Source organism: Rubrivirga sp. SAORIC476, from assembly GCF_002283555.1.
Classification (GTDB): domain Bacteria; phylum Bacteroidota; class Rhodothermia; order Rhodothermales; family Rubricoccaceae; genus Rubrivirga.
On the sequence record NZ_MVOI01000006.1, the window covers coordinates 634,918 to 658,205 of the forward strand.

Sequence of the window (23,288 nt, forward strand, 5' to 3'; positions counted from 1 at the left end):
GCGTCCGCCGTGGACACCGCTCTGACTCTCTCACTGGACACTCCGCCATGCCGTCCTCCGGTCTCCGCCTCCTCGTCGACGCCAACATCCCGGACGCCGAGACGGCCTTCGGACCTCTGGGAAGCGTGCGCACGATACCTGGGCACGCCATCACCCGCGACGCCCTGGCCGAGGTGGACGCGCTCGTCGTCCGGAGCGTCACGCGGGTGGACGCGGCGCTGGTGGAAGGGACGCCCGTGCGGTTCGTCGGCACCGCGACGGCGGGCGTGGACCACGTCGATGAGGACGCCCTCGCGGGGCTCGGCATCGCGTTCGCGTCGGCGCCGGGCTCCAACGCGGCCTCGGTCGTGGACTACGTGCTGGCCGCGCTGCTCGCCGTCGCGGCACACCGCGGTGAGACGCTGGCCGGGCGGACGCTCGGCATCGTCGGCCTCGGGGAGGTCGGAGGGCGGCTGGCACGGCGGGCGGCGGCTCTTGGGCTGGACGTGCTGGCCTGCGACCCGCCCCGCGCGGCAGCGGGGCATGCGGACCACGACTACCACTCCCTCGGCGACGTGCTCGACCAGTCGGACATCGTCTCACTCCACACACCGCTGACCACGCCCGCTCAGAGCCCGTGGCCCACCCTCGGCCTGATCGCCGAGGCGGACCGGCTGCGCCCCCACGCGTGGCTCGTCAACGCCGCCCGCGGGCGCGTCGTCACGCCCGAGGCTGCGTTCGCGCTGGCCGCCAGCCGCCCGGTCGTCCTCGACGTGTGGCCCAACGAGCCGCAGCCCGACCCGGCGCTGGTCGACGCGGTCGCGCTCGGGACGCCGCACATCGCGGGCTACGCGCTCGACGGCAAGCACCGCGGCACCGCCATGATCGCCGCCGCGCTGTATGCCTGGGCCGGCCTCGGCCGCCCGGCAGAGCGCCTCGGCGACTCTGCCCATCTCGTCGCCGAGGTCACAGATTCTTCCGGGGGGGTGCCGGACCCGACCGCTTGGCTCGACGCCCTCGCTCGCCAGGCCGCCGACATCCGCGGTGACGACGCCCGCTTCCGGGCTGCGCTGGCCGGGACCACTGGGGACCGCCGCGCCGCCGCCTTCGCCGCATTGCGCAAGACCTACCCCGTCCGCCGCGAGATGGATCGCTACACGGTCCGCGGCCCGATCCCGGAGGCGGTGCAGACGGCGGTGTCGGAGGGGCTGGGGATGCGCCTCAGCCTAGCAAGCGGGCTTTGAGCGTCTTGTAGCGCGTTCGTCCCACGGGGATCTCCTCGCCCGATGCAAGGACGGCCGTATACCGGCTCCCCGCGCGGACGGTCAGCCGGACGACCTCGTCGATGCGGAGGAGGAAGGAGCGGTGGACGCGCTCGAACGCGGGCGGCAGCACGGCGAGCAGTCGGTCGAGCGACTTGTCGTGGACGCGCCGGGTGCCATCGCGAAGGACGAGCTCGGCGTAGGACCCGGCCGCCTCCACGTAGGCCACGTCCGCGACCGGGATCAGGTCGATCCGCCCCACCCCACGCACGGCCAGGACGGCCGCGGCGTGCTCGGCGCGCCGCACGCCGCGGAGCCGCTCCAGGGTGGTCCGCAGTCGGTCCACACCGAACGGCTTGCCCACGAAGTCGAGCACGCCGATCTCGAAGGCCTGGAGCGCCCGGTCGGTGTGGGCCGACACCACGACCGTGTGGAAGGCACCCGCGACGGACGCCGTCAGCAGGTCGAAGCCATCGCGTCCGTTGAGGTTGAGATCGAGAAAGACCACGTCGACGTCGGCCTCGGCGAGGTGGGCCTGCGCCGAGGCGAGGTCGCGGCACGCGGTCACCTGGGCGATCTCGTCGCCCGCCTCCTGACGGAGGAGGCGTTCCAGGCGTCGGGCCACGACGGGCTCGTCTTCGACGATGAGGATGCGCATCAGGCCGACAGCGGAGGGAGAACCGGAAGGTCGAGCCGCGTGACCCAGGCGTCACCTTCCACCGCCGAAGCCAGCGTCCACGGCCCGGAGACGCTCTCCGCCAGACGCGCGCGGACGTAGCCGAGACCCCCTCGCTCCGGTCTGGAGGGGGCGTCGAGGTCGGCGAGGGGCGTGGTGAGGGTGTACCGCCGCGTGGTCCCTGCCCGGTCCTCTCGGAGCCGAAAGCGCACCGTGCCGTCGGCGTAGGCGTTGTGCGTGATGGCGTTCTCGAGCAGCGTGTGGATCACCGCCGGAGGGATCGGCGCGGTGCCGTCCACACTGTCGGCGTCGAGGTCGAAGCGGACTTCGCGGCGGAAGCCCATCACGTCGAGGTGAGCCCGGCACAGGGCGAGTTCGCGGGCCATCGGGATGAGGGGCTCGCCCGAGACATCCGCCAGCATCCGGAGTTCGTCGGCCAGCGCCTCCAGCACGCGGACGCCGGTGGCCGGGTCGGTCTCGATCCACTCCATCACCGAGGTCAGCGTGTTCATCAGGAAGTGGGGCTGGAGGTGCGTCTTGAGGAGCTCGGCCTCCAACCGTGCCGCCTCGGCGCGTGCCACCTCGTAGCGTCGCCGCTCGTCCCGGGACTGCAACCCGAGCGACGCCAGCAGCCCGGCGAGGAGCACGCCGAAGGCCGGGAAGAAGGCCGTGTCCATGAACCGGTAGCCGGTCGCGAGCAGCGCCAGCAGGCAGACCGCCACGCCCACCAGACCGAGCCACGCGCCGGGCCGACGGCGTCGGGCGGCCCACGCCGTGATGCCCAGGGCGGACGGGAGCGCGACCCAGAAGACGAGCAGCGCCTTCGTGTCGTACCCACCCGGAGACAGCAGCGCGAGCCCGACCGCGAGGGCCAGCAGCCCCACGACGCGCCATCGCCGCGGGACCTGAAACTGGACGAGAAACACCATCGGCAGGAGCAGGGCGACGATGCTCGTCAGCCCGGTCACGGCCAGCAGGCGCAGCAGGTGGAGGTCGTACGTGTAGCCGACGACCCAGCGCCAGCTCTCCGCCGCGAGCAGCGCCGCGACCGCCAGGCACAGCACCGCCACCAGCAGGTACGGCGTTCGCCGTCGGTCAACCGCCCAGAGCACGCCGTAGTAGAGGGCGACGAGCACGAACCCGCCCAGGAACACGAGCGCGAGCAGAGAGCCGCGGGCGGAGAGCGCCGCCAGGGTCGGGAGGTCGCCCACGGTCATGCCATGGACATACCCGCGAACGCTGGCGGGGCGCCGGAACGTCGACATGCGCAGGGCGAGGGTGTGCGTGCCTGAGCCTGCGAGGGAGTCGGGCACGGCGTAGACGGCGTCGATCGGCCCCGGCACCTCGCCCGCCCGCGTCGTCCCGACCTGGCCGCTCTGCCCGATCCGGACACCGTCCCAGTACACCTCGCGGGCCGCGACGGCATATACCGCGATGCCGAGCGGAGCCGCGCCAGGGTCGAGGGCGACCTGCGTCCGGACCCAGAAGACGGCCTGGGTGTCGGGAGGGGCAGAAACCGACCGAACGAGCCAGTCGGCGTCGTCCCAGCCGGGCCGCGCCCAACGCGCGTCGTCGCCCAGGCGGACACGCACCTCATGGATTGGGGTCACCTCTTGCGCGCGGCCCGCACCGGAGAGCAGGGCCAGCACGACGAACGCGGCGAGGCGGAGGGGCACAGAGCGGGGCGACGTCATGTGTCCATCCTACGCCGCGTGTCGAGGTTGTGTGAGTCGTTCACGCGGCAGGCGAGCCGTTCACCCGTGGGCGTGTATCCCATTCGGGCAGGGGGCCGTGAGGCGGGCAGGCCGATCCAGCCTCCTGTTCACTTCGTCCCCCGCGCTCCCATGCTTCGTTCCTTCCTGCTCCTCACCCTGGCCGTACTCGCGTCCGCGTCGGCCACTGCTCAGTCCGCCCCGCCCCTCACCGTCGAGCCGTACCTGTTCGAGGCTGGCGACGGGCGGTCCGTCGAGGCCGAACTCGGACGATTCCACGTCCCGGAGAACCGGGCGCGGGCGGACGGGCGGACCCTCGAACTCACCTTCGTCCGCTTCCCGAGCACGAGCCCGACGCCGGGCCCGCCCATCGTCTACCTCGCGGGCGGCCCCGGCGGGTCGGGAATCGGGACGGCGCGGGGCACGCGCTTCGACCTCTTCCAGTCGCTCCGCGAGGTCGCCGACGTGATCGCGTTCGACCAGCGGGGCACGGGCCTTTCAGAAGGCCCCCCCGAGTGCCCGCACCAGGTCACGCTGTCGCTCGACGCGACCCCGCGGGAGGCCGTCGCCGACGCCTATGCCGACGCCACCCGGGCGTGCCTGGCCCACTGGCGCCGCCTCGGCGTGGACCTGGGCGCCTACAACACCGAGGAGAGTGCCGACGACCTGGACGCGCTGCGAGAGGCGCTGGGCGCGGACCAGATCTCGCTCTGGGCGATCAGCTATGGCACGCACCTCGCGCTCTCGACGATCCGGCGCCACCCCGAGTTCATCGCGCGGGCCGTGCTCGCAGGCGTCGAGGGGCCCGATCACACGCTCAAGCTGCCGTCCGACCAGCAGGCCTTACTGGTCGAGATCGACCGCCGCAACCGGGTCCAGAATCCGGAGGCGCCGTCGCTCCTCGCCGACATGGAGGCCGTCCTCGACCGGCTTCGGACCGACCCCGTGACGGTCGAGACCGAGGTCGAGGGCGAGGCCGTCGCGGTCGGCGTCGGCGCGTTCGAGGTGCAGTGGCTCGCGGCCAACCTCCTCGGCGGGCCGGAACTCTCGATGCAACTCCCGGCGCTGTTCGCGGCCATGCGGGCGGACGACTTCTCGGGCGTGGCGCCGTGGCTCGTCTACCTCAAGGCCCCCGCTCCGATCGGCGCGATGTCGTCGGCGATGGACGCGGCCTCCGGGGCCTCGCTCCTGCGCCGGGCTCGGATCGCGAGCGAGGCGCGGCGGACGGTGCTGGGCGACGCCATCAACGTTCCCGGTCCCATCCTCGGCGCAGTGCTCCGGGTGCCCGACCTCGGTCCCGCTTTCCGCCAGCCGGTCGTGTCGGACGTGCCGACGCTGTTCATCAGCGGCACGCTGGACGGGCGGACGCCGGCGAGCAACGCCGACGAGGTCCGCGCCGGGTTCTCGCGCCACGCCCACCTCGTGATCGACGGGGCCGGGCACTCGGACCCGCTCTTCCTCGGCTCGCCCGTCATCCTGGAACGGATGCGGACGTTCTTCGGCGGCGCGATGGTGCCGACCGAGACGATCCCGATGGCCGAGTGACCGTCCGGCCCGTCCGCCTCGGGGCCGCACCGAGGCGGGCTACAGCGGCAGGTTGCCGTGCTTCTTGCGCGGTAGCGTCTGGACCTTGTTCGCCAACATGGTCAGCGCGCGGATGAGCCGGCCTCGGGTCTCCGACGGGCGGATCACGTCGTCCACATAGCCGCGCTCGGCGGCGACGTAGGGATTGGCGAAGTGCTGGCGGTACTCCTCCGTGAACTGGGCCTCGGCGGCGGCGGGGTCGTCGGCCGCCGCGATCTCGCGCTTGCGGATGATCTCGACGGCGCCCTTCGGCCCCATGACCGCGATCTCGGCCGTCGGCCACGCCAGGTTGAGGTCGGCGCGGATGTGCTTCGAGTTCATCACGTCGTAGGCGCCGCCGTAGGCCTTGCGCGTGATGACGGTCAGCTTGGGCACGGTCGCCTCGCAGAAGGCGTAGAGCAGCTTGGCGCCGTGGCGGATGATGCCGTTCCACTCCTGGTCGGTGCCCGGCAGGAAGCCCGGCACGTCCTCGAAGACGACCAGCGGGATCCCGAACGCGTCGCAGAAGCGCACGAACCGCGCGCCCTTGACGGAGGCGTCGATGTCGAGCACGCCCGCCAGCACGGCCGGCTGGTTCGCCACGACCCCGACGCTCTTGCCGCCGAGGCGGGCGAAGCCGACCACGATGTTGGCAGCGAAGTCGGGGTGGATCTCGAAGAACGTGCCCCCGTCCACGACGCGCCGGATGACCTCGTGGATGTCGTACGGCTTGTTCGGGTTGGTCGGCACGAGCGCGTCCAACTCGAGGTCGGCCCGGTCGGCGGGGTCGCTGGTGGCGGCCGTCGGCGGGGCGTCCTCGCAGTTGGAGGGCAGGTAGGCCATCAGCTCGCGGATGCCCATCAGCAGGGCGCCCTCGTTGGCGAACGCGCGGTGGCAGACGCCCGACTTGCTGGCGTGCGTGTCGGCGCCGCCCAGTTCCTCCTGCGTCACCTCCTCGTTGGTGACGGTCTTGACCACGTTCGGTCCGGTCACGAACATGTAGCTCGTCCCGCGCGCCATGAACACGAAGTCGGTGATCGCGGGGGAGTAGACCGCGCCGCCCGCGCACGGCCCGAGGACCGCCGAGATCTGGGGCACGACGCCGGACGCCAGGGTGTTCTGCAGGAAGATGTCGGCGTAGCCGCCCAGCGCCGCGACGCCTTCCTGGATGCGCGCCCCGCCCGAGTCGTTGAGCCCGATCACCGGGTAGCCGTTCTCCAGCGCCAGCTCCATCAGGCGGACGATCTTCTCAGCGTGGGCGAGTCCCAGCGAGCCGCCGAAGACGGTGAAGTCCTGCGAGTAGACGGTCACCGTCCGCCCGTCGATGGTGCCCCAGCCGGTCACGACGCCGTCACCGTACGGCCGGGAGTCCTCCAGCCCGAAGCCCGTCGCCTGGTGGCGGACGAACGCGCCGGTCTCGACGAACGAGCCGGGGTCGAGCAGGATCTCAATGCGCTCGCGGGCGGTCAGCTTGCCCTTGTCGTGCTGGCGGGCGACGCGGGCCTCGCCTCCGCCCTCGCGGGATTCGGCGCGGCGGGCGTCGAGGTCGGCGTAGAGGGCGTCGGCGGTCGGGTCGGACATCGGTCGGCAGAGGGAGGGCCGAAAGCTACCGCCGCCGCTCCGCCGCCTTCGGCCGCCCGCCCAGTCGACGGTCGGAAGGACGAGCGCCCGCGCTCGCACGGAGCCATCTTGCCGCACGCCCCTCGCCTCCCCATGCTCGACCTCCTCGCCTTCGACCTCGACGGCACCCTCGCCGACACCGAGGACCTCAAGGCGAAATCCTACGCCTGGGCGGCACACCGCCTCCGCCCCGACCTCGACCCCGCGACCGTCGAGACGGCCTACGCCGACTGCATCGGCTTCTCGCGGCGCGAGATCTCCCAGATGCTGCTCGATCGGTTCGACCTGGAGGCGGCCGCGCGAGCGCACGACCCGGCCGTCGCGCCCTGGGAGAGCTACGTCGGCCTGCGGCTGGAGCACTACCGCGCGATGCTGGCCGACGGCGACCTCGTCCGCGCCCACGCCCGGCCTGCGGCGACGCTGGTGCGGGAGGCCCACGCACTGGCCCGGCACGTCGCGCTCGTGACCACCAGCGGGCGGCAGAACGCCGGGCTCGTGCTCGCCGCCCTCGGCCTCGGCGATGCGTTCGACGACATCATCACAGCCGACGACGTGGTGAAGACGAAGCCCGACCCGGAGGGCTATCGTCTCGCGCTCAGCCGAGCGTCGGCCCACCCGGCGCGGTCGCTGGCCATCGAGGACTCTCCGGCGGGCGTCCGCGCTGCCGTCGCTGCCGAGTTGCCCGTGCTCGCCGTGCCGGACGCGCTCACCCGCGAGGGCATCCAGGCGCTCGTCGGGGCAGGTGCGCTCCCGGCCACCTCCGTCCTCGCCCCAGACGTCCTCGCTGAGGTCGTCCGCCGACGCGCCGAGGCGGTGTAGCTACCGCCGGTCGAAGTGGTCCTGGACCGCGTCGATGAACGCGACCATGCTCTCGGTGTACGGGTTGACCGAGTGGGCGCGCAGGATGTCCGACGAGATGATGCCCGTCGCCTCGGTGTAGTTCGCCGAGCGGTCGATGCGGTCGAGCGTTCGGTGGTAGGCGCTCGGCGAACCGTCGAACAGCTCAGTGACGAAAGTGTCGCGGCGCTCGCGTGCGCCGTCGCCCAGGACGCGGGTCTCCAGCGTGTCGAGCGCCGGGCTCTCGCCCGTCTCGCCCACAGGCGCCGAGAGCGGGGGAGGAGAGGGGAGCTTGGCGGCGAGGTCGGACTGGGCGAACCGTTTCCAGAGCGGCTCCTCATCGTCGGAGGCAGGCGTGGGAGGGAGCGGGGTGTCGTCGGCCCGCTCTCGGACGAGGTGTTTCCAGAGCGGCTCGTCGTCGTTGTCGTCGTCGAGGGGCTGGGCCGAAGGCGCCTCGGGACTCGGCGACTCGGGCTCGGAGCGTTCGGTCGGGGAGGCGGTCGCCGGAGGCAGGTCGGGGAGCGGGGCAGGGGGGCGTGCCGCGACGGGCTCGGCCGCCTCGGGCGACTCGTCGGGTTCCTCCTCGGGGAAGATGAACGACGCGCTGGCCGGCGGCGTCACCGGGGGGGCGACCGCCTCGGGCGTGATGAGCGGGTTCGAGCCCGGCGCCTCGTCGGGCTCGGCGAGCGGTTCGGCGACGGCATCGCGGACCTCCTCCATCGCGTCGGCTTGAGAGAGGGGCTCCTGGCGATGGTCGTCGGTCCTTCCGGGAGCGTCGGTCGCGGGAGCGTCGTGCGACCCCGCAGGCACCGGCGGGCCGAGGACTTCGGACTCGTCCACCGCGTCGAACTCCGGCGCGAGGTACTTCGACCCGATGGTCGGCGGACGGACCCCCTCGGCGATGGGCGGGACCGGGGGCGCCGTCAGGTGGGGCGGGTGGGTGGCGACCTGACGCCCGCGGGCGCCATCGTCGGTCGGGACGAGCGTGCGGGCGAGGAGCGCGTGGAGGTCAGCCGAGGTGATCGCGTCGATCCCGTCCAACTCCGCCGCCAGGGCGTCGACGCCCTTGGCCTCGAAGAGCGGGCGCAGAAGTGAGGTCGGGACCGACCCCGCGGGGCTGCCGACCGGGCCGACGAGCGCGAACAGCGGCCCGAGGAGCGTCGTCCAGTCGTCGGGGCCGAACGTGGACACCATGCGGCGGTCGATCCGGCGGAAGAGCTGCTCCAGGCTGACTCGGTCGATGGCGCCGAGATCCTTGCGGTCGGCGTAGCGGGCGGCGATCTGCGGGAGGTACGGGTACGGCCCGAAGGCGCGGACGCGGTCCAGCGCGATCTGGATGGGCAGCGACGCCCGGCCGCCAGCGAAGGCGACCGCTGCGAGCGTGTCGGCCGGGCGGATGAGGTGGGCCAGCGCCAGTCCCGCCGCCTCGCGGACGGCCTCCGGCCAGACGTCGGCCGGGATGTGAACGGCGGCGCGGGCGGTCTCCTTCCACACCTCGGTGGCCTCGCGGATGGCCTCGGCGTCGAGCCACGCCGACGACCCCGGGGCGGCGGCGTCCACGGCGGCGCCGAGGCGGGCCTGGAGGAGGGTCACCAGTGGCGCTGGGAGCGGAGCCAGGTCGGCGGCGCCGCGCGGCCGGTCGGCGGGGACCTCGGCGAGGGCCCGGCGGGTGAGGGCCTCGGCGGTGGCGTCGAGCGCGGCGTCGGTCATGGCGGGCGTGGAGGGGGGGTGAAGCTACGTCCGGACGGGGGGCGGCCGTTCCCCCGAGCGTCCTCGTCTCGGGTCCCCGGCGTCGGGGAGGGCGAGCGGTGCGGGCCGCGATAGGTTCTGGGACGCGAGCCGAACGACCGGCTCTCCGTCTCCTTGCCTGACCCCATGCGACTCGCCCTTCTTTCCCTGCTCCTGATCGCCGTGGCCGGGTGCGCGGGGCCGCCTCGCGCGCCGTCCTGCGACGGCCTCGTGCTGGACCTGGAGCGCGGCACGCTCAGCGGCGTCGCCCCGACGGCCTCACCCGCCGCGTTCCAGGCCGCCTTCCCGTGCGCCACGGGCGAGACCGAGGAGGGGGGGCTCTACAACTTCGGTGGCGGCGTCTTCTACCTCGACCACGACTTCTACGCCTACACCCACCGCGACTTCATCGAGGCGCGCGAGGACTTCGCGGGGAGGACCGTCCCGGCTGCCGTGCTCGGCTCGTCGGCTGCCCAGGCGGATGCGACGTTCGGGACGCCCGAGCGCGTCGAGGACGGCGCGCGGCTCTACGACCGGCGCTACGGGTGCCTCCGCGTCGAGGTCGTCGGCGGGGCGGTCAAGGAGGTCGGCGTCCACGCCCAGACGTGTGCCGAGGTGGAGGTGCCGCGCTGACCGAGCCCGCCCGGGGGGACCGGGCTAGGCCTCGACGGCCGTCTCCTCTTCGTCGAACCGGACGCCGACGAGGCGGCTGATGCCAGGCGTCGGCATCGTCACGCCGTACATGCGGTCGGCAGCCTCCATCGTCAGCTTGTTGTGGGTGACGAGGATGAACTGCGTCGAGTCGGCGAAGGAGCGGATGAGGCGCATGAAGCGGCCCACGTTGGCGTCGTCGAGCGGCGCGTCGACCTCGTCGAGGATGCAGAACGGCGACGGCTTGACGAGGTAGATCGCGAACAGGAGCGCGGTCGCGGTGAGCGTCTTCTCACCGCCGGAGAGTTGGGTCAGCGAGACGGGCCGCTTGCCCTTCGGGCGGGCCGTGATCGAGACGGGCGCCTCCAGCGGGTCGTCGCCGTCGAGCGTGACGTCGGCCGTGGCGTCGCCGCCGAAGAGGTCGGCGAAGATCTTCTGGAACGCCTCGCGGACCTGGGAGAACGTCTCGTCGAAGCGCGCGCGGGCGGTCTCGTTGATCTCGCGGATGGTTTCGAGGAGCGACGCCTCGGCGTCGGCGAGGTCGGTGCGCTGGCCCTGGAGGAAGGCGAGGCGCTCCTGCTCCTCCTCGTAGCTCTCCAGCGCGAGCGCGTTGACGGCGCCGAGGTCGCGGATCTTGCGCCGCAGGTCCGGGATCTCGGCGCGGGCGGTCTCGGGCTGGAACAGCTCCTCGGCCTGGAGGCGGTCGAGTTCCTCGTTGGCGTCGTCGAGGTCGGCGCCGTGCTCCTCCTGAAGCCGCTCCAGGGTCGTCTCCTGCCGGGTGGCGACCTCGGCGAGGCGGCGCTCCGCGTCGGCGCGGGCCGTCGCGGCGACTTCGCGCTGCTGGCGGAGCTCGCGCAGGCCGCGCTCGGCGTCGGCGATGCGGGCGCGGCCCTGGAGGACGGCCGTCTCGGCGTCGGAGGCGGTCGTCTGGAGGGCGTCGGTGCGGCGGCGTTCGGCGTCGAGGCGGGCGGTGACGGTCTCGGCGGCGGCCCCGGTCTCCGCGATCTCGGCCGCGAGGCGCTCCGCCTCGGCGTCGCGGTCGGCCTGCCGGCGGGCGATGTCGGCGCGGATGGCGCGGGCGCGGTCCCGCGCGTCGCGGGCGGCCTGCGCGGCCGACTGGGCGCGGGCGTGGGCAAGGCGGGCGTCGCTCCACGCGGCCTCGGCGGTCTGGCGGGCGGCCGAAGCCGCGTCCAGCGCGGCGTCGGCGCGGGCCTGGCGGGCTTCGGCGTCGGACGCGGCGAGCCGCCGAGCCGATGCCTCGTCCTCCAGCGCATCCGCCTCCGGCAGGGCCTCGATCTGCTGGCGGAGCTCGTCGGCGCGGGCGCCGAGGCGGGCGGCCTGGGCGTCTCGCGCGGACGCCTGGGCGTCCGCGCGGGTCACGGCGTCGCGTGCCGCGTCGCGGGCGGTGCGGGCGGCGTCGCGTGCCTGCTCGGCCTGCCGACGCGCCTGCTCAGCGGCGTCGCGGGCGGCGCGGGCTGCCTCGGCGGCGGTCTCGGCCGCGTCGCGGACACGCTCGGCCTCGGCCAGCGCCTCGGCCGCGTCTGCCAGCCGCTCGCGGACGCCGAAGCGCCCCGCGCCCTCGGACGGCGTCGCCGAGCCGCCGTGGACGGCGCCGCTCGCATCCGTCCACGCGCCCTCGCGGGTCACGAACCGGGCGACGGGGTAGGTGTCGCGCAGCGCCCGCGCCTCCATCAGCGAGCCGACCACGAACGTGTTGCCCAGCAGCGCCTGGAGGAGCGGCTGAAGGCGCGCATCCGCTTTGGCGAGTGCCAGCGCGGGCGTCGAGCCCGGAGGCGCGGGCGACCGCTCCGTCTGCGTCTTGCCGACGCGCGAGAGGACGAGGAAGGTCGCCCGGCCGCGCTCGGCGGCGCGGAGCCGCCCGATGGCCGCGTCCGCCGCGTCGTCGTCGGGGACGACCAGGGCCTCGGTCCAGGCGCCGAGCGCCGCGTCCAGCGCGAGCCGGTCCGCCTCGTCGGCGCCGACGAGTTCGGCCAGCGGCGGCGCGTTCACCTCGGGGTGGGCGGCGAGGAAGGCGACCGCGCCGTCGCCTTCCGGCCCGGCCTCGACGAGCGCCTGCAGCAGGTCGGCCTCGGCCTTCGCGGCGCGAGCGGCAGACCGGGCCGACTGCCGCTCGGCGTCGGCGGCCTCGAAGGCCGAGCGGGCGGCGTCGCGGGCCGCGACAGCGGTGTTGACGGCCTCGGACGCGGCCTGGAGGTCGGCCTCGGCGGCGTCGAGGCGGGCGTGGTCGGGCTGGGCCTCCGGGGCGGACGCCAGGGTGGCGCGTTCGGCCTCGACCCGCTCGGCCTCGGCGGTCAGCAGGGTGCGGCGGTCGCGGGCGCGCTCGACGGCCCGCTCGGCGTCGCGCAGGGCGGACAGCGCCTCCGCAGCGCTCGCCCGAGCCGACTGCGCGGCCTGCCGGGTCGCCTCGGCGGCGTCGCGGGCCTCGACGCGCTCGCCGTCGGCCACGAGGAGGGCGGCGTCGCGCTCGGCGAGCGTCGCCTCGGCGGTCTCGATCCGGCTCTCGGCGTCGGCTTCGTCCGCAGCGGCGTCCTCGGCGCGGGCCGCGTCGGCGTCGCGCTCGCGGGCGATGCGGTCGAGCGCGCGGCGCCCCGCCTGCTGGCGCTCGTCGCCCAGCCGGATCTCGGCCTCCAGCGCCTGGACGGTCTCGGCGTGCGCCTGGAGCGCCCGCGCGGCCGACGCCATGTTCTGTTCGAGGCCCACGAGGGCCGTCCGCGCCTGCTCGATCTGGGCTTCGCCCGCCGCCACCTGTGCGCCCAGGCCCTCCGCCTCGGTGCCCCGCGTGCGGACGGTCGCCTCCAGCGCGTCGCGCTCGGCCTGGAGCCGCTCCACGTCGTGGGCCGCCATCGCCAGCTCCAGCCGCCGCAGCCGCGTGGCCAGCCGCTCGTGCCGCGCCGCCTTCTGCGCCTGTCGGCTCAGCGAGCGCACCTGCTTCTCGACCTCCTCGATGATGTCGTCGAGGCGGGTCAGGTCGGACTGCGTCGCCTCCAGCCGCTTGAGCGCCTGCGCGCGGCGGCGCTTGTACTTGGTCACGCCCGCGGCCTCCTCGAACAGCCGGCGCCGGTCGCCTGCGTTCTCCGACAGGATGTCCTCGACCATCGACAGCTCGATCACGGAGTACGCCCCGGCGCCCATGCCGGTGTCCATGAACAGGTCCAGGATGTCGCGCAGGCGGCAGACGGTGCCGTTCAGCAGGTAGTCCGAGTCGCCGTTGCGGTAGAGGCGCCGCGTGACCGTCACCTCCGAGAACTCGGTCGGCAGCACGCCGCGCGTGTTCTCCACCGTCAGCGAGACCTCGGCCATGCCCAGCGGCTTCTTCCCCGACGAGCCGTTGAAGATGACGCCCGCCATCGACTCGCTCCGGAGCAGCCGCGACCGCTGCTCGCCGAGCACCCAGCGGACCGCGTCGATCACGTTCGACTTGCCGCACCCGTTCGGCCCGACGATGGCCGTCACGCCCGGGGAGAAGTCCACGGTCGTCTTCTGGGCGAAGCTCTTGAAGCCGTGGAGATCGAGCCGACTGAGGTACACGCGGGGCCGGGGAACGGGCCCCGAAGATACCGTCCGTGTTCGCGGCGCCACCGGTCGCGGCCGACGCCCCCAAAGGGAGAGGCGCGAGGTCCCACCACGGCCCCCGCGCCTCGGCCGCTGAGCGATCCCGCACAGCAGCGTCCCTTGCGTGCGTCCTACGGGCGAAGAACGGATTCGTGACAGCGGCCGACCGTCTTCACACGAGGACGGCCTCAGTCGTCGATCGCCGTCGTCGGGTCCTCGTCGACGGCCTCGTCGCCATCGGTGACGCGGGGGCTGGACTTCAGGTCGTCGTCCATCGTGCGGCCGACGTAGGCGTTGCCCGCCTCGGCGACGCGGGCGCCGTCCTCGACCTCCGCGGCAGCGGGCGCAGCGTCCCCGTCCGGGTCGATGGCGTCGTCGGCCTGCTCCTGCTCGGGGGCGTGCGGGGTGGGCGCCTGGCTGTCGGAGGCGACGTAGCGGTGGTCGTCGGGCGTGGACTGGTCGGGATGCATGAGAGGAGGGGATGGAAGAGGCTCTGTGAACCACCGAGGAGCGGGAGGGTTCGGGCGCGAGCGTCGGCGCCCGTACGTTGTGGCGTCTCCCTGAGCGTCCCCCCATGGCTCGTCTGACCGCCCTCGCCGTCCTCCTCGTGCTCGCCGCGCCGTCCGCGCAGGCCGTGTCGCCGAACCCCGCCGCCCGGCTGGCGGACGCGCTCGACCGGTACCGCGCCGTCGCCCAGGCGGGCGGCTGGCCGACGATCCCGGAGGTCGGCCCGCTCGTCTACCCCGGCGGCACCGACGCCACGCAGGTGCCCCTGCTCCGCCGCCGCCTCCAGGCCGAGGGCGCCCTCGGGGCTGCCGCGCCCACCGGCGACACGCTCGACCCGGCCCTCGCCGCCGCCCTCGCCGCCACCCAGGCCCGCCTCGGCCTCGCCTCCGACGGCATCCTCGGGCCCAACACGCGCGTCGCCCTCAACGTCCCGGCCGCCGAGCGTGCCCGCCGCATCGCCCAGGCCGTCGAGCGGCTCCCCGCCCTCGACCTGCCCACGTCCGGCCGCTTCGTGCTCGTCAACCTGCCCGAGTACCGCGTGCGCGGCTTCGAGAACGGCCGCGAGGTGATCACCATGAAGACCGTCGTCGGGGCCGACGCCGACGGCTGGCGCACGCCCACCTTCCGCGACGAGATCGAGTACCTCGTCTTCCGGCCGTACTGGAACGTCCCGACCTCCATCGCGATCAACGAGTTGGTCCCGAAGGGCGCCGACGCGCTCGCCGCCGAGGGCTACGAACTCGTCCGCAGCTTCAGCGCCGACGCCGAGATCCACCCGATGACGCCGGAGAACCTCCAGCGGCTCGTCGACGGCCACCTGCTCATCCGGCAGGGCGCCGGGCCAGCCAACGCGCTCGGCCTGCTGAAGATCATGTTTCCGAACGCCAACAACATCTACCTCCACGACACGCCCGCGAAGGGCTTCTTCGCGCGCGACGAGCGGGCGCTGAGCCACGGGTGCGTGCGCCTGGAGCAGCCCGCCGCGATGGGGGCCTGGCTCCTCGGCTGGGACGAGGCCGAGGTGCGGGCCGCGATGGAGTCCGGCACCCAGTCGCAGGTGGACCTCGCGACCCGCGTCCCGGTCGTGATCGCCTACCTCCCCGCCTGGGCCGACGACGACGGCGCCGTCTGGTTCGGCCGCGACCCCTACGGCCTGCTGGGGTAGCCCACCCCGGCCCCGAGGCGGCCGGACTCGTCCCCGTGTGCGACCTTGCGGACTCCCCTCCGCCCCGTCATGGCCACCGACTACTCCCTCGTCGGCAAGCGCGTCCGCGTGCACCTCTACACCCGCGAGGGCCACCTCCTCGGCGCCATCGAAGGCCGCGTCGCCGACGTGTCGCCGGGCGTGACCGTCGGGCAGGACGCCGCCGGGCGCGACATCAAGAAGGACCTCGTCTACGTCCTCGACATCGTCCCCGGCCGCGGGCCGGACGGCGAGGAGGTGCCCTACACCAACTCCGCCGGGACGGAGGGCGAGGGCTGGTTCGCCGTCCAGGACGTGACGGTCATCGAGGGCGACGGGCCGCCGCTGTTCGCCAACTGACGCCGCCTACTCGACGCCGAGGTCGAGGATCGGGGTGCCGGGGACGATTGGGACGAGACCGCTGCGGATGCTGCCCAGGTTGACGCCCGCCAGGCTGTTGTCGTCGTAGCCGTCGTCGGTGGAGGCCACGTTGAAGTGCCCGACGACCGTGCCGCGCGCCTCGGGGACCGCGCAGCCGCTCGACGAGGTCTCGGGCCACCGGAGCACCTCGAACTGGAACGAGCCCGCGATCCGCCCCTGGGCGGCCTCCTCCAGCACCAGCTGGCCCGCCGTGCAGGTCACCGCCGGACAGTCGGAGCCCCGGGCCATCTCGCGCTCCTCGGCCGCCTCTTGTGCGGTCATCGTGCAGACCTCCCAGCCGCCCATCGCCTCGGCGGCCTCCCGGAGCCCGGCCGGAAGCGTCCCCGGCGTCGCCATGGATCCGCTGCTGACGCCCGCCCGCATGCCGTCGAGGAACGCCTGCGGGAAGACCATCACGCCGAACTCGGGCACCTCGTCCTCCGGGTAGAGGTCCTCGTCGACGGCCCCGGCGAGGATCTGGGCGCCGCCCTCGCGCCCGGAGAGGAGCGCGTTGAGCGTCATCTGGCACTCTGTGCCGCCGGTCTGCCCGACGAAGGTGGCCATCAGGCGCGTCATGCGCTCGGCGCGGGCCTCGTCGGCCGCGGCGGCGATGTCCGGCTCGGCCTCGACCCGGGCGCGGGCCATCTCGGTGTCCATCTGCTGGCGGAGCTGGGCCATCTGCTCGGGTGTGATCCCGGCCGCCATGCCCTGCCGCTCCAGCCGCCTGAGCGTCACCTCGACGTCGTCGATCATGTCCTCCATGTCCTGCACCATCTCCGGAACCGCCCGGTCGAGGTCGCGGCCCACCTCGTCGGGCGTCATCAGGTCGAAGACGGCCTGTGAGCGCCCGCCGCCCTCGCACGCCCACGGGCCGGGGCCGCGGACGCTGAAGCCGGGGGGGAGGGCCCCGCCGGCGTCGATGGACTCGCCGAGGCGGTCGCCGTCGGGGCGTGCGGCGTCAGGGCGCGGGGCGGAGAGAGACGGGGCGGCCCCGTCGGTGACGGCCTCGCCGTAGAAGCCTTCCGCCTCGATGCGTACCGTGAACATGGCGGGACCGGTCGCGGCGGCCTCCTCGGCCACGTTCGCTACGCGGACCAGCAGCGTCGTGTCGGAGAACACCTGGACGACGTGGGTGAACGGCGTCGAGGCGAGGGCGGGCCGCCCGGCCACGCTCTCGCCGACGACGAGGTGGAGCGGGTCGCGGGCGTCGCCGAGCGCGCCGCCGTCGAGCGCCTCCAGCGTGAAGCGAACCGGGATGCCGCGGACCGTCAGGCGCGCCTCGTCCACGTTCACGCGCACCTGCATCGCGGTCGAGGCGAGGGGCAGCAGCGTCCCCTCGACGTCGTGGACCGCCGGGGCGTCCAACTCCAGCGTGGGCACGGTCGAGAAGTAGCGCTCGTCGGTGTGCTCGGCGAGGTACCGGGGGACGAGGTCGTACAGGCCGTTCGCGTACGCGCGTGGCGCTCCGAAGTGCACCGCTGCTGCCCGCAGCCCCGCGTCCACGGCCGCGACGCCGGCCTCCTCCCAGCCGGCCGACTGCTCGAACACGAACCGCAGCGGCGCCAGCGCCGACGTGCCCCTCGGCACGAGCATCTCACCCACGCGGTACCAGAAGTGACCCAGCGGGTAGATGTTGGCCGTGAGCGTGCTGGTCAGCGGCAGCGAGAGGTCGGGCCGGCCGGTCATCCCGAAGTCGCCGTGGAGGTGCTGGTTCCAGGCGTACTCCGCCGCCGTCGCGGTGCCCTCCACGATCCAGCCGTGCGCCTCGGCTTCCGCGTCGTACGGGGCGAGCGTCGTCTCCTGGACGGCGTGGAACAGCTCGTGGACCGGCGTCGAGAGCCGGTTCGCCGCCTCCAGATCGGCCCGGCCGACCGTCGCCGGGTCGATGAGCTCTCCCGACGGCATCCGGAACATGCCCGAACACAACGAGAGGGACACGTAGTTGTACGAACCGAGCTCCTTCTCGCACTTCGTCGCCACCTGCCCGACCACCTCCACGACGTAGCGGTCGGCGCTGCGGGTGAGTGTGGGCGCGCGGAAGCCGAGGTCGCGATACCACGTGCCTGCGGCGACCAGCGTCTCGGAGACCCACGCCGCCCGGTCGGCCGGGACCTCGCGGGTGCTGATGCGGACGCTCCACGGGGCGAGCGACCACTGCGCCGAGACGGGCGCGGCGACGAGGAGGGCGAGGAAGGGGAGCAGGCGACGCATGGACGGGAGAGGCGCGAGGGCACCCGCCTCGGGACCGAGGCGGGCAAGAGGGCGGCGCGGCGAGGCCGGCTCGTGCGCGCCGTGGGACGATCAGAGCAGCACCACCTCCACGCGGCGGTTCTGCGCGCGGCCCTCGGGCGTGTCGTTGCCTGCCGCAGGCTGGTCGGGACCCATCCCGACGGCCTCCAGGCGCGCGCCGTCAATGCCCTGGCTGGTCAGCCACGCCGCGACGGCGGCCGCGCGCTCCTGGCTGAGGCGCCGGTTGGCGTCCGCCGAGCCCGTGTCGTCGGTGTGGCCCTCGATGCGCAGGCGGACGGCGCTGTTCTGGTCCAGCATCCGCTGCAGGTCGCGGAGCGTCGGGGTGGACTCCGGCCGGAGCCGCGCCGAGGCGGTGTCGAACAGGATGCCGCCGAGCGCCACGCGGCCGTCGGCCTGGAGCTTGTCGTAGAGGATCTCGCGCCCGCCCGCGGCCACGCGGATGTTGTCGACCAGGATCGGCCCGTTGTAGCCATCGTCGATGGCCGCGACCTCGCCCGCGACGGCCCAGAGGATGCGGTCGGTGCGCTGCACGTCGGCGTTGGGGACGTTCGCGACGCGCTCCGTGCCGATGTACATCTTGACGTAGCTGCCGTCCACGGCGATGCGGACGGGCACCATGGCCTCCTCGTGGGCACTCTGATTCTGGAGCGACGAGCCGCCGTCGTCGGACGAGACGCCGGTCTGGAAGAAGCTCCCGACGCGGAACTCGGCCGCGGTGTGGTTCTTCAGGTCGCCGTGGAAGGTGTGGAAGTCGTCGTCGGGGTCGGTCAGCGGGCCCGTGCCGAGGACGGTGTAGTTCCAGTTGTCGCCGTGGTACAGGTCGAACTCGATCGTGAACCGCTCGGGCAAGACCTCCGGGAGGGGCAGCGCGATGGCGCTCGCGTTGCCGAAGCGGAGCATCTGGTTGCCGTTCTCTTCGACGACCTCCATCACGCCGTCGTGGAAGGTCACGCGCCGGGGCACGTTGCCGACCAGGTCGGACTCGAAGTCCTCGACGAACAGCGGGCGCTCGCCGGGCACGAAGTCGTAGTTGGCCCAGGCGCCCTCGCCGGGGCGGGCGCTGGCCGGGGCCGCCGCCCCGCCACCCGAGGCGGACCGGACGACGGCGTCGGATGCGTTGCCCTCGCCGACGGGCGCGCCGGAGCGGTCGACCGGCGCGCCGTCGGCGTCGGTCAGCACCACGTCCTCGCCGCGCGACTGGGCGTCGTCGATGCAGGCTTGATCGGTGAACACGCACCGGACGGCGTTCTCGCCTGCATCGAACATCCCGTCGATGGCGGCCTCGGTGGCGCGGCGGGCGCGGTCCTCGGCCTGCCGTTCGACGGCGCGCTCGGCCCCACGGCGGGCGGCGTCACGGGCGCGGCGCCAGATCTGGGCGTCGGCGGTCTCGGCGACGGTGAGAGACAGAAGCAGGAGAAGCAGGAAGCGAATCATGAGATCAGGTGGACTGGGGGAGGTCGCCCCCACTACGCGATCCTGCGGGACGAGCCGTCACCATACCCGCTGGCCCTCCGTGGCGGGAACGGGGCGCGGATTGCGAAGGGGAGGGGGACCCCATCTCCCAACCGGCCCCCAGGCCCACCCCATGCGATTCCTGACCCTCCTCTGCCTCCTCGTCCTCGTCGGATGCTCCGCCGCCTCCGACGCCGTCCGCTCCCTGCCGGGCACGCCCACGCCGAGCACGCCCCCCGCCCAGACCTTCGAGTACGACGTGCTCCACGGCGCTGCCGACTGGGACACCCAGGTCTCCGACTACCGGGGCCGAAACGGCGACATCGTCGCCTTCGACTGTCAGGGCGATCCGAACGAGACGCCCCCGAGCGGCGCGGGCGCCGTCTACGGCGGCGGCGCGGACGGCCGCGGCCTCTTCACCGACGACTCCCGCGTGTGCTGGGCCGGCGTCTTCGCGGGCGCCATCCCGCGCACCGGCGGGCGGCTATACGTCGAGGTCCGCCCCGAGGCGGACACCTTCCCCGGCGGCTACACCCGGAACGCGGTGTCCACGGTAGACTGGCCGTCGTACGAGGGCGGCGGGTTCGTCGTCCTCGGCGCGCGGTAGGCCGTCCCCGGGCTCGCGCGGTAGGTTCCGGCCTCACCCGGACCTCCGCGCGTGCCCGACTCCCTCGACGCCCTGCTCACCGCCTCCCGGCAGGGAGACGCGTCCGCGGCGGCGGCCCTCTTCGAGGCGACCTACGACGAACTCCGCAGGCTCGCCGGACGCGTCCGACGCGGGCGCGCGTCGGCGACCCTCAACACGACGGCGCTCGTCCACGAGGCCTTCCTGCGGCTCGCCGAGGGGGCCGCGGCGGAGAGCCGGGCGCACTTCCTCGCCATCGCCGCCAAGGCCATGCGCCACGTCGTCGTGGACGATGCCCGGCGCCGCCTCGCCGTCAAGCGCGGCGGCGGCGTCGAGCACGTCGCACTCCGCGAGACGCTCGTCGGCGAGGGCCCCGCGCCCGACCTGCTCGCCCTCGACGAGGCCCTCGACCGGCTGGCTGAGGTGGACGCCCGCGCCGCCGCCGTCGTCGAGTGCCGCTTCTTCGGCGGCCTGACCGTCGAGGAGACGGCCGGCGCCCTCGCCGTCTCGCCGCGCACCGTCGAGCGGACGTGGCGCGCGGCCCGTGTCCGCCTCTTCCAGACCCTCCGCGACGACTAGATGCCCGCGCCCCCGGACCGCCGCCAGCAGGTCGATGCGGTGTTTGCCGAGGCCGTCGACCTGCCGCCGGGCGACCGGGCGGCCTTCCTCGCCCGCGCCTGCCCGGATGCCGGGATGCGCGCCGAGGTGGAGGCCATGCTGGCCGCCGACGCCCAGGCCGACGCCTTCTTCGCCGATGCCGCCCTCCACCTCGCCGACGTCGCCGAGGAACTCACCGCGCGTCCGCCCGAGCGGGCCGGGCCGTGGCGCCTCGGTCGTCTGCTGGGCCGCGGCGGGATGGGCGAGGTCTACCGCGCCGAGCGCGCCGACGCGGACGCCCCCGGCGGCTTCGCGCAGCAGGCGGCCGTCAAGCTGGTGCAGCCCGGGCTCGCGCCGGGGCTCGTGGCTCGCTTCCACGCCGAACGGCGCATCCTGGCCGGGCTCGACCACCCCGGCATCGCCCGGTTGCTGGACGGAGGGACCGCCAGCGACGGGCGGCCGTACCTCGCGATGGACCTCGTGGAGGGGGAGCCGATCACGACCTACTGCGACCGCCACCGCCTCGGCGTGGACGCGCGGCTGGCGCTGTTCGAAGCCGTGTGCGACGCCGTCGCCTACGCCCACCGGCGGCTGGTCGTCCACCGGGACCTGAAGCCGGCCAACGTGCTCGTCTCCAACACGCCGGACGGCCCGCGTGTGACGCTGCTCGACTTCGGCGTCGCTCGCCTGCTGGACGATGAGCGCGACGCGACGCGGACGGTCCTGCACGCGCTCACTCCGGAATACGCCGCCCCCGAGCAACTCCGCGGCGACCTCCCGACGACAGCCACCGACGTGTATGCGCTCGGCGTGCTCCTCTACGAACTGCTCGCCGGGCAGCGACCCTTCCGGCTCCCGTCCCGTCTCGCCGCCGAGGCGGCGCGGGTCGTGCTGGACGAGCGGCCGACCGACCCCAGCGTGGCCGTCCGCCAGACGACCGTGTCGCCGAAGGGACACCCCCCGGCGACCACGCCCGACGCCATCGCGGAGGCTCGGGCGACGCGTCCGGACCGGCTCCACCGGCGCCTCCGTGGCGACCTCGACCGGATCGCTCAGGTCGCGCTCCGCAAGGAGCCCGCGCGGCGGTATGCGTCGGCCGAGGCCCTCGGGCGCGATGTGCGGCGCCACCTGGAGGGGCTGCCGGTGGAGGCCCGGCCGGCGTCGGTCGCGTACCGGGTCGGGCGGTTCGTGCGTCGCCACCGCGGGGCCGTGGCGGCGGCGGTGCTGGGCGTGCTGGGACTCGCCGGGTGGGCCGCCACGGCGACGGCCCAGCGGGCGCGCATCGCCACCGAGCGGGACCGCGCCGAGCGGTTCGCGGACGTGCTGGAGACGCTCTTCACCGAGGCCAACCCCTACGCCGACGACGCCGACCGACTCACCGCGGCGACGCCGCTCGGGGACGCCCTCCACGCCTCTGCCCGACGCGTCGAGGCGGACCTCGCCGCCGACCCCGAGGCGCGGTTCCGCCTCCTGGCCTCCATCGGGGGCTCGCTGGCGGGCATCGGCGCGGACTCGCTCGCGGCGGACGTCTTCGCGACCAACCGCCGCCTCGCCACCGCCGCCTTCGGCCCCGACGACGCGCGGACCATCCGGGCGCTGCGCGACGAGGGCGCCCACCTCGGGGAGACCGCCGACACACCCGCCGACCGGGCACGCGCCGACACGCTCCTGCGCCGCGCGCTAATGCGCTCCGAGCGAGTCCACGGCGCGACGGCCCGGGAGACCGGCGAGGCGGCCATCGACCTGGCGACGTTCGTGAAGGACGAGGGAGAGATCGAGGACGCCGAGCGACTCGCAGCCCGCGGGGTGTCCATCGCCCGGCGCCACCGGCCCGAGGCGGACCTGGCGACGGCGCTCATGATCCACGCGCTCATCCTCGGCCAGCGTGGGGACGCCGCCGCGGCCTGGGAGGCGGCCCGGGAGGCGGCCGAGATCGCCCGCGCCGAGCGCCCCGACGACAGCGCGAACCTGATCTCGGTGCTGGCGAACGCGGCTACCGCGGCCGAGGCGGCCGGAGCCCCCGAGCAGGCGCTCGCGCTCGAACGGGAGGCGGCAGCGCTCGCCCACGACCGGCTCGGGCCCAGCCACCCGACCACCCTCACCGTCCGCGCAAACCTCGCGACGACGCTCGCGGGCCTCGACCGCTACGCCGAGGCGGAGGCGGAGCACCGGGCCGTCCTCGACCAGCGGCTCGCCCGGGACGGGCCGCTCAGCGTCGAGGCGGCGATCTCGTTTAACCAGCTGGCGGGCGTGCTGCGGCGGGCGAGACGGCTGGACCAGGCCTCCGCCACGTACGGCCGTGCCGCGACCGCCTTCGAGGCGTCGCTCCCCGACACCCACCCGTACCGCGCCATCCCTTACGTCGCGCTGGCGTCCGTCGACGCCGACCGCGGGCGCTTCGCCGACGCCGAGCGCCACGCCCGAGCCGCCCTCCGGCTCGCTGCCCGGTCCTTCCCGGAGGACGACCCCATCCACGGGCACGCGCGGGCGCGGCTGGGGCGCTCGCTCATCGGCCAGGGACGCCGGGCCGAGGGCGTCCGCGAACTGGACGCCGGGCTGGCACACCTCCGCTCGACCCTCCCCGCCGACGACGAGGGGCTGGCCGAGGCGGAGGGGTGGCGCCGCGCAGGACGCTGAGGGTCAGAGCCGGCGA

General features: G+C 74.2%; 17 protein-coding genes. 9 read left to right on the forward strand and 8 right to left on the reverse strand.

Annotated elements, in window-relative coordinates; genetic code table 11:
* Positions 1-47: 47 nt before the first annotated feature.
* Positions 48-1,223: a DUF3410 domain-containing protein gene (locus B1759_RS14285; protein ID WP_095515732.1), complete on the forward strand. Its 1,176-nt coding sequence runs from the start codon at positions 48-50 to the stop codon at positions 1,221-1,223.
* Here the strand turns inward: B1759_RS14285 and B1759_RS14290 are convergent.
* Together B1759_RS14290 and B1759_RS14295 are read right to left on the reverse strand one after the other, a co-directional pair.
* A complete protein-coding gene (locus B1759_RS14290; protein ID WP_095515733.1) occupies positions 1,201-1,899 on the reverse strand; it encodes a LytTR family DNA-binding domain-containing protein in 699 nt (232 codons plus the stop codon). The two genes, B1759_RS14285 and B1759_RS14290, sit on opposite strands and share 23 nt — an antisense overlap.
* Positions 1,899-3,593 carry a histidine kinase gene (locus tag B1759_RS14295; protein ID WP_158225273.1) on the reverse strand — a complete coding sequence of 565 codons (1,695 nt, stop codon included), beginning with the start codon at positions 3,591-3,593 and terminating at the stop codon, positions 1,899-1,901. Before B1759_RS14295 ends, B1759_RS14290 begins: the two co-directional genes overlap by 1 nt.
* Before the next feature lie 168 nt (positions 3,594-3,761).
* Here B1759_RS14295 and B1759_RS14300 point away from each other — a divergent pair, with 168 nt between their 5' ends.
* A complete protein-coding gene (locus B1759_RS14300; protein ID WP_158225274.1) occupies positions 3,762-5,174 on the forward strand; it encodes an alpha/beta fold hydrolase in 1,413 nt (470 codons plus the stop codon).
* A 39-nt stretch (positions 5,175-5,213) separates the two neighbouring features.
* Here B1759_RS14300 and B1759_RS14305 read toward each other — a convergent pair whose 3' ends face one another.
* On the reverse strand, positions 5,214-6,773 hold the full coding sequence (locus B1759_RS14305; RefSeq protein WP_095515736.1) for an acyl-CoA carboxylase subunit beta: 1,560 nt from the start codon (positions 6,771-6,773) through the stop codon (positions 5,214-5,216).
* Between the two features lie 132 nt (positions 6,774-6,905).
* Between B1759_RS14305 and B1759_RS14310 the strand changes: the two genes are divergently transcribed.
* Positions 6,906-7,631 carry an HAD family phosphatase gene (locus tag B1759_RS14310; RefSeq protein ID WP_095515737.1) on the forward strand — a complete coding sequence of 242 codons (726 nt, stop codon included), beginning with the start codon at positions 6,906-6,908 and terminating at the stop codon, positions 7,629-7,631.
* Here B1759_RS14310 and B1759_RS14315 read toward each other — a convergent pair whose 3' ends face one another.
* Positions 7,632-9,359: a hypothetical protein gene (locus B1759_RS14315; protein ID WP_095515738.1), complete on the reverse strand. Its 1,728-nt coding sequence runs from the start codon at positions 9,357-9,359 to the stop codon at positions 7,632-7,634.
* A 165-nt stretch (positions 9,360-9,524) separates the two neighbouring features.
* Here B1759_RS14315 and B1759_RS14320 point away from each other — a divergent pair, with 165 nt between their 5' ends.
* Positions 9,525-10,010 (forward strand): hypothetical protein, encoded by a 486-nt coding sequence (locus tag B1759_RS14320; RefSeq protein WP_095515739.1) that lies wholly within the window; start codon positions 9,525-9,527, stop codon positions 10,008-10,010.
* Between the two features lie 24 nt (positions 10,011-10,034).
* Here the strand turns inward: B1759_RS14320 and smc are convergent, their stop codons facing one another.
* Positions 10,035-13,577, reverse strand: a complete 3,543-nt coding sequence (gene smc, locus B1759_RS14325; RefSeq protein ID WP_158225275.1) for a chromosome segregation protein SMC — start codon at positions 13,575-13,577, stop codon at positions 10,035-10,037.
* Positions 13,578-13,789: 212 nt separating this feature from the next.
* On the reverse strand, positions 13,790-14,071 hold the full coding sequence (locus tag B1759_RS19780; protein ID WP_158225276.1) for a hypothetical protein: 282 nt from the start codon (positions 14,069-14,071) through the stop codon (positions 13,790-13,792).
* Between the two features lie 104 nt (positions 14,072-14,175).
* On the opposite strand from B1759_RS19780, the gene B1759_RS14330 reads away from it, so the two are divergent.
* A complete protein-coding gene (locus B1759_RS14330) occupies positions 14,176-15,273 on the forward strand; it encodes a L,D-transpeptidase family protein (RefSeq protein ID WP_095515741.1) in 1,098 nt (365 codons plus the stop codon).
* A gap of 69 nt (positions 15,274-15,342) precedes the next feature.
* On the forward strand, positions 15,343-15,651 hold the full coding sequence (locus tag B1759_RS14335) for a hypothetical protein (RefSeq protein WP_095515742.1): 309 nt from the start codon (positions 15,343-15,345) through the stop codon (positions 15,649-15,651).
* 6 nt (positions 15,652-15,657) lie between these two features.
* On the opposite strand, the gene B1759_RS14340 is transcribed toward B1759_RS14335, so the two are convergent.
* Positions 15,658-17,922 (reverse strand): hypothetical protein, encoded by a 2,265-nt coding sequence (locus B1759_RS14340; protein ID WP_095515743.1) that lies wholly within the window; start codon positions 17,920-17,922, stop codon positions 15,658-15,660.
* A 90-nt stretch (positions 17,923-18,012) separates the two neighbouring features.
* Positions 18,013-19,395 carry an OmpA family protein gene (locus B1759_RS14345; RefSeq protein WP_095515744.1) on the reverse strand — a complete coding sequence of 461 codons (1,383 nt, stop codon included), beginning with the start codon at positions 19,393-19,395 and terminating at the stop codon, positions 18,013-18,015.
* Between the two features lie 151 nt (positions 19,396-19,546).
* Here B1759_RS14345 and B1759_RS19785 point away from each other — a divergent pair, with 151 nt between their 5' ends.
* The 3 genes from B1759_RS19785 to B1759_RS14360 are packed head-to-tail and all read left to right on the forward strand — an operon-like array spanning position 19,547 to position 23,272.
* Positions 19,547-20,020: an LCCL domain-containing protein gene (locus tag B1759_RS19785; RefSeq protein ID WP_158225277.1), complete on the forward strand. Its 474-nt coding sequence runs from the start codon at positions 19,547-19,549 to the stop codon at positions 20,018-20,020.
* A gap of 51 nt (positions 20,021-20,071) precedes the next feature.
* Positions 20,072-20,617 carry an ECF-type sigma factor gene (locus B1759_RS14355; RefSeq protein ID WP_095515746.1) on the forward strand — a complete coding sequence of 182 codons (546 nt, stop codon included), beginning with the start codon at positions 20,072-20,074 and terminating at the stop codon, positions 20,615-20,617.
* Positions 20,618-23,272: a serine/threonine-protein kinase gene (locus B1759_RS14360; RefSeq protein WP_095515747.1), complete on the forward strand. Its 2,655-nt coding sequence runs from the start codon at positions 20,618-20,620 to the stop codon at positions 23,270-23,272.
* Positions 23,273-23,288 lie beyond the last annotated feature (16 nt).

Excerpts from the sequence above, each read along its gene's own strand:
- B1759_RS14285 (WP_095515732.1), top strand. The coding sequence starts at position 48 with ATGCCGTCCTCCGGTCTCCGCCTCCTCGTCGACGCCAACATCCCGGAC.
- B1759_RS14290 (WP_095515733.1), bottom strand. The coding sequence starts at position 1,899 with ATGCGCATCCTCATCGTCGAAGACGAGCCCGTCGTGGCCCGACGCCTG.
- B1759_RS14300 (WP_158225274.1), top strand. The coding sequence starts at position 3,762 with ATGCTTCGTTCCTTCCTGCTCCTCACCCTGGCCGTACTCGCGTCCGCG.
- B1759_RS14305 (WP_095515736.1), bottom strand. The coding sequence starts at position 6,773 with ATGTCCGACCCGACCGCCGACGCCCTCTACGCCGACCTCGACGCCCGC.
- B1759_RS14310 (WP_095515737.1), top strand. The coding sequence starts at position 6,906 with ATGCTCGACCTCCTCGCCTTCGACCTCGACGGCACCCTCGCCGACACC.
- B1759_RS14315 (WP_095515738.1), bottom strand. The coding sequence starts at position 9,359 with ATGACCGACGCCGCGCTCGACGCCACCGCCGAGGCCCTCACCCGCCGG.
- B1759_RS14320 (WP_095515739.1), top strand. The coding sequence starts at position 9,525 with ATGCGACTCGCCCTTCTTTCCCTGCTCCTGATCGCCGTGGCCGGGTGC.
- B1759_RS19780 (WP_158225276.1), bottom strand. The coding sequence starts at position 14,071 with ATGCATCCCGACCAGTCCACGCCCGACGACCACCGCTACGTCGCCTCC.
- B1759_RS14330 (WP_095515741.1), top strand. The coding sequence starts at position 14,176 with ATGGCTCGTCTGACCGCCCTCGCCGTCCTCCTCGTGCTCGCCGCGCCG.
- B1759_RS14335 (WP_095515742.1), top strand. The coding sequence starts at position 15,343 with ATGGCCACCGACTACTCCCTCGTCGGCAAGCGCGTCCGCGTGCACCTC.
- B1759_RS14340 (WP_095515743.1), bottom strand. The coding sequence starts at position 17,922 with ATGCGTCGCCTGCTCCCCTTCCTCGCCCTCCTCGTCGCCGCGCCCGTC.
- B1759_RS14345 (WP_095515744.1), bottom strand. The coding sequence starts at position 19,395 with ATGATTCGCTTCCTGCTTCTCCTGCTTCTGTCTCTCACCGTCGCCGAG.
- B1759_RS19785 (WP_158225277.1), top strand. The coding sequence starts at position 19,547 with ATGCGATTCCTGACCCTCCTCTGCCTCCTCGTCCTCGTCGGATGCTCC.
- B1759_RS14360 (WP_095515747.1), top strand. The coding sequence starts at position 20,618 with ATGCCCGCGCCCCCGGACCGCCGCCAGCAGGTCGATGCGGTGTTTGCC.